This is a genomic window from Actinoplanes cyaneus, assembly GCF_016862095.1.
GTDB classification, from domain to species: domain Bacteria; phylum Actinomycetota; class Actinomycetes; order Mycobacteriales; family Micromonosporaceae; genus Actinoplanes; species Actinoplanes cyaneus.
Genome location: NZ_BOMH01000121.1, coordinates 1 through 6,625, shown reverse-complemented (window position 1 = coordinate 6,625; position 6,625 = coordinate 1). Strand labels below are relative to the sequence as shown.

At 69.5% G+C, this 6,625-nt stretch carries 1 protein-coding gene; it reads right to left on the bottom strand.

The window, feature by feature from the left end:
• On the bottom strand, positions 1-6,625 hold a 6,625-nt coding region (locus Acy02nite_RS45750), incomplete at both ends, for a non-ribosomal peptide synthetase (RefSeq protein ID WP_203756480.1).

The following is a 6,625-nucleotide window of genomic DNA, read 5'->3' as shown; positions in this document are numbered from 1 at the left end:
GGACGTGTAGATCACATAGGCCAGGTCCCGGCCGTCAACATCGGCAGCGACACCGTCACCCCGAACGGCAGGCTCCCAGGTTGCATCGATGATCAGCGACACGCCGCTGTCCGCCGCGATGAACTCCCGCCGAGCCGCCGGCAACTCCGGATCCAGGGGCACGAACGCGGCGCCGGCCTTCCACACGCCGAGCATCGCCGCGACCAACTCCACACCACGCGGCAGACACAACCCGACCCGCTCACCACGACGCACACCCGCTGCGACGGCCGTTGCCTGCTCATCAAGCTGCGCATACGTCAACGACCGGACACTGTCCCGAACCGCGACCGCCTCCGGGGTCGCTTGCACCCAGTCCCCGATCAGATCCAGGACCGTGCCGGCAGTCACCGGCGTGACCGTGTCGTTCCAGTCCCGGGTCACCAGGGCCCGTTCGGCTTCATCGAGCACGTCGACCTGGCTCAACCGCAACTGCGGATCAGCGGCGACCTGGTCGAGCACCCGCATCAGACGATCGGCCAGCGCACGCACCGTCGACTCGTCGAACAGATCCGTCGCGTAGAGGATGCCGCCGCTGAGACCGGCGGGGCTACCCGCTGTGTCACGACGTTCTTCCAGGGTCACGGTCAGGTCGAACTTGGCCGCGTGCTGCTCGGCGTCCTGCCCGGCCGGCTGCACGAGCACTCCCGGCAGGTCCCAGCCCTTGTCCGCCGAAGGCAGGTTCTGCACCACGGCCATGACCTGGAACAACGGATTGTGCGCCAGCGACCGAACCGGATTCAGCTCCTCGACCAGCCGCTCGAAGGGCACATCCTGATTCGCGTACGCGGCAAGGTCGGTTTCCCGGACTCGGCCCAGCAGATCGGTGAACGAGGGGTCGCCGGTCAGATCCGTACGCAGAACCAGGGTGTTGACGAAGAAGCCGACCAGCTCGTCGAGGGCCGCGTCACCACGACCCGCCACCGACGTACCCAGCGGGATATCCGTGCCCGCACCCATCCGCGACAACAACACCGCCAGCGCCGCATGCGCCACCATGAACATCGTCGAGCCGTTACGCCGGGCCAGCTCCACCAGCCGCGCGTGCGTTTCTGCACCAACGGACAGGTCCACCGCGGCGCCGCGCATCGACGCGACCGGCGGACGCGGACGATCGAAGGGCAGCGCCAACTCCTGCGGAGCACCCGACAACGTCTCCCGCCAGAACCCGACCTGCTCGTCACCGAGCCCACCGAGAACTTCCCGCTGCCACAACGCGTAATCGGCATACTGCACCGGCAGATCGGTCCAAGCCGGTGCCTGACCCTGAAGCCGGGCCACATACGCCGCCCGCAGATCCCGGGTCAGCACCCCCATCGACCAGCCGTCCAACGCGATGTGATGCGCCACGATCGCCAGCACGAACTCACCCGGAGCGACCGTGAACAACCGCACCCGCCACGGCAACTCGACACTCAGATCGAACCCGCGCCCCAGGAAAGCAGCCAGCTCACCGTCGGAAAAGCGCGCGATGGAGAACTCGACACCCTCCTCCACCTGCTGGAAAGCGGCCCCGTCGATCTCCGGATAGACGGTGCGCAGGATCTCGTGCCGGTCGGCGACGTCACCCAGCGCCGCCTCCAGCGCCGCGACGTCCAGGTCGCCGGAGATCCGCAGCACCATCGGCATGTTGTAGGCGACACTCTGACCGGGGTCCTCGAGCCTGTTCAGGAACCACATACGCTGCTGGCCGTACGACAGCGGCAGCCGCTCCGGACGCTCCCGCGCCGTCAGCGCCACTCGGGTGGTGCCGGTCCAGGCTTCGATCTGCTGCGCGACTCCGGCTGCGGTCGGGGCGGTGAACAGGCTCCGCACGCTGACCTCGGCGCCCTGCACGGCACGTACCCGGGCGATCAGCCGCATCGCGGACAGCGAGTCACCGCCGAGCTCGAAGAACGACACGTCCGCCGGCACCGACTCGACACCCAGGATCTCCGCGAACAAGCCGCAGACGATCTCCTCGATCGCTGTCGCCGGGGGACGCCCGCCCGTACCGCTGAGATCCGGAGCCGGCAGCGCGGCCCGGTCGAGTTTGCCGTTGACCGTGACCGGCACCGTGTCGAGCACCAGCAGGGTGGGGAGCATGTAGTCGGGCAGGCGCCGCGCCGCGAACTCGCGGACCGCGCTCAGTTCCACCGCGTCCGCCGCCGGAACCAGGTAGCCGACCAGGCGCTTCTCCCCCGGCCGGTCCTCCCGCACGATCACCACGGCCTGTGCCACCTGCGGGTGGGAGGCGAGCACGGCCTGGATCTCGGCGGGCTCGATCCGGAAGCCGCGGATCTTGACCTGGTCATCCGAGCGGCCCGCGAAGTGCACCCGGCCGGTCGCATCCCACCGGGCCAGGTCACCCGTGCGATACATGCGCTCGCCGGCGGCGAACGGGCAGGCCACGAACCGGCTCGACGTCGAACCGGCATCGTCGGCATAACCCCGGGCCAGTCCGGCGCCGCTGATGTACAGCTCGCCCAGCACGCCCGGCGGCACCGGCTGCAGGAACTCGTCGAGGACGAACACCGCGGTGTTGTCCCGCGGCGCACCGATCGGCAGCCGGTCCGGCACCACCTCACCGGGCCTGACCGCGAACGTGGTCGCGCACAGCGTCGTCTCGGTCGGCCCGTACAGATGCAGCACCCGCATGCCCGGGTTGGCCACCATCATGCGGCTGACCGCCCCGGACGGCACGACGTCACCACCGGTAAGCAACTCGGCGACGCCGTCGAGACAATCCGGGGCTACGTCGGCCAGGACCCCGAGGAGACCGGCTGTCACATGCACCGCTGTCAGGCTGTGCTCCGCGACCAGCGTGGCCAGGCCCCGGGCATCCAGCCGGCCCGGCTCCGCCACCACCACCCGCCCACCGCTGACCAGCGGAACCCACAGCTCGAAGATCGACGCGTCGAACGCGTGCGGCGCGTGCAGCAGCACCCTGCCGCGAGCCGCCGCGCTCCAGCACGAATCCTGGACCAGAGCCGCCACCGCGCCGTGGCTGATCTCGACACCCTTCGGTGTTCCCGTCGACCCCGACGTGTACATCGCATAAGCCAGGTCACCGGCCGCGAGGGACACCTCCGGTGCGGCGGGCCCGGCCAGCAGTTCCGGCAACGGCACGGCTGCCAGCCCCGGGAGGTCCCGGTCAGCGACGACCAGATCGGTCCGGCGCAACACGAACTCCGCACGTCCGGCCGGCCACCGCGGATCGACCGGCACGTACGCCGCACCGGCCCGCCACACGCCCAGCAGGAGCGCCACCAGTTCGACCGAGCGGTCCATCAGCAGCCCGACCCGTCGGCCGCGCACCACCCCACGTGCGGCCAGCGCACCCGCGATCCGGCCGCTGAGCTCCCACAACTGCCGGTACGTCAAGTGACCGGAGGAACCGGCCGCGGCGATCTCGTCCGGCACCGCCGCCACCCGCCGCGCGATCAGGTCCACGACCGACCACGACGACCTCGGTCGCGCCGTGTCGTTCCAGGCGTCCACCACCAGCGCACGCTGCTCGCCGAGCACGTCCAGCCGGCCCAGCCGGATGCCCGGCTCCGCGGCCACCTGCCGCAACACCGATGTCAGCCGCTCCGCCAGCAGCGACATGACCGCCTCGTCGAACAGGTCAGTGGCGTAGAGGATCCGGCCGGTCAGGCCCGCCGGTCCGCCTTCCGCGTCGCGGCACTCGCTCAGTTCGACGGAGATGTCGACGCGGGCGGCCACGTTGCCTCGCGGCATCGTCTCGGCGCTGATGCCGGGCAGGTCGAACGCGCCCTGCGACGCGTTCTCCAGCGTGAACATGACCTGGAACAACGGGTTGTGCGCGAGCGAGCGGGCCGGGTTCAGCTCTTCGACCAGTCGTTCGAAAGGCAGATCCTGATTCGCGTACGCCGTCAGGTCGGTTTCGCGTACGCGGCGGAGCAGTTCGGTGAAGGTCGGGTTGCCGGTCAGGTCGGTGCGCAGCACCAGGGTGTTCACGAAGAACCCGAGCAGGTCGTCCAGTGCGGCGTCGTCACGGCCGGCGATCGCGGTGCCGATCGGGATGTCAATGCCGGCGCCCATGCGTGACAGCAGCATCACGAGCGCCGCGTGCGTGACCATGAACAGCGTGGCGTTCTGGCTCCGGCCCAGCGCCAGCAGAGCGGCGTGCGTCTCGGCGTCCAGTCGCACAGGGACGGTGCCACCCCGGAATGACGCGACCGCCGGACGCGGCCGGTCGAACGGCAGCACCAGTTCCTGCGGGGCGCCCGTCAGGGTCTCGCGCCAGAACCCGACCTGCTCGTCACCGAGCCCACCGAGGACTTCGCGCTGCCACAACGCGTAATCGGCGTACTGAACGCTCAGCTCGGTCCAGGCCGGCGCCTGATCCCGAAGCCGGGCCGCATACGCCGTCCGCAGGTCCCGAGTCAGCACCCCCATCGACCAGCCGTCCAGAGCGATGTGATGCGCCACGATCGCCAGCACGAACTCACCCGGACCGTCCGTGAACAACCGCACCCGCCACGGCAACTCGACACCCAGGTCGAAGCCGTGGCCCAGGAAGGCAGCCAGCTCATCGTCGGAGAACACGGCGGTGGAGAAGGGCGGCCGCTCATCGACGATCTGCTGACACGCGACCCCGCCGGTCTCCGGATAGATCGTCCGCAGGATCTCGTGCCGGCCGGCGACATCACCCAGCGCCGCTTCCAGCGCGGCCACGTCGAGGTCGCCGCGCAGCCGCAACGCCATCGGCATGTTGTAAGCGGAGTCCGCCTGTTCCAACCGGTTCAGGAACCACATCCGCTGCTGCCCGTACGACAACGGCAGCCGCTGCGGACGTTCCCCTGCCACCAACGCGGCCCGGGTCTGCCCGGCCACCGGACCGCTGATCAGCAGCGCAACCTCAGCCACTGACGGCGCCGTGAACAACTCCCCGATACTGAGCTCCACCGCGAACACTCGCCGCACCCGAGCGATCAACCGCATCGCCGACAGCGAATCACCACCAAGGTCGAAGAACGACGCATCCGCCGGCACCGAATCGATACCGAGAATCTCGGCGAACAACCCGCACAAGATCTCCTCAGTCGCGGTCGCCGCAGCACGCCCACCAACACCGCTGAAGTCCGGGGCCGGCAACGCAGCACGATCAAGCTTGCCGTTCACCGTCACCGGCAGGGCGTCCAGCACGATCAACAGCGGCAGCATGTAATCCGGCAGACGCTGCGCCGCGAACTCCCGCACCACACCCGTGTTCAGGTCGCCCTGCACAGGGACCAGATAGCCGATCAACTGGTTGTCCCGCACGATCACCGCGGCCTGACCCACCTGCGGATGCGCCTGCAACACCGCCTGGACCTCGCCCGGCTCGATCCGGAACCCCCGCACCTTCACCTGATCATCGGCACGCCCCGCGAACATCAGCTCGCCGCCGGCGGTCCACTTCACCCGGTCACCCGTGCGATACACCCGCCCACCACCACCGCCGAACGGATCGGCGATAAACCGGGACGCCGTCAACCCCGGCCGGCGCACATAGCCACGCGCGACCCCCGGACCCGACACATACAACTCACCGATCACACCGACCGGGACCGGACGTAGCCACTCGTCGAGCACGAGCACCCGCACATTCGCGATCGGCCCACCGATCGACACCACATCCGACAGCGGATGGCTCATCGTCGCGCAGACCGTTACCTCGGTCGGCCCATACGCATTGATCAACCTACGACCGGACCAGCGCTCCACCAGGCTCGGCGGACATGCTTCACCGGCCACCACCAGCGTGCCCACCGACTCCGGCAGCTCGCCGACCGACGCCAGCACCGACGGCGGGACCGTCACATGCGACACCGAGAACCGCTCACAGATGTCACCCAGCGCCCGCTGAGGCGGGAGCCACTCCCCCGACAGCGTTACCAGCGCCGCGCCCGACGCCAGGGCAACACACAGTTCCGACACCGACGCGTCGAAGCTCCACGACGCCAACTGCAACACCCGCGAACCCGCACCGATCGCGAACCGGTCCGCCTGCGCCACCACCAGGTTCCCGACACCGCGATGCGTGACCGCGACACCCTTGGGCACACCCGTCGAGCCCGACGTGTAGATCACATAGGCCACGTCGTCCACCGACACCGGCACCGGATCCACCACCGGCCCGACCAGCGCGTCCTGCAGCAGTAGATGCGGTACACCCGCCGGCACCAGATTCAGGGTCTCCGCAGTACACACGACCAGGGCCGGGGCCGCGTCGGCCACCATGAACTCGATCCGGTCCCGCGGATACTCCGGGTCCACCGGAACAAACCCCGCACCCGCCCGGGACACCCCCAGCAACACCGACGGCACCTGCCCCGAACGAGGGAGCAGCACAGCTACCAGGTCACCGCGGCCGACACCCCGCGACCGCAACGCCCCCGCGACAGCACCCGCAGCCGCGTCCAACTCGGCATACGTGACCTCGCCGGCGTCCCCGACGACCGCGACCGCTGCCGGGGACTGCACCACCTGGGCCGCGAACAGCTGCGCCACCGAGGACACCGGCACCGGACGGGCGGTGTCATTCCACTCAACGAGAATCCGTGACCGCTCCCGATCACCGAGCACCTCGACCGCGCCC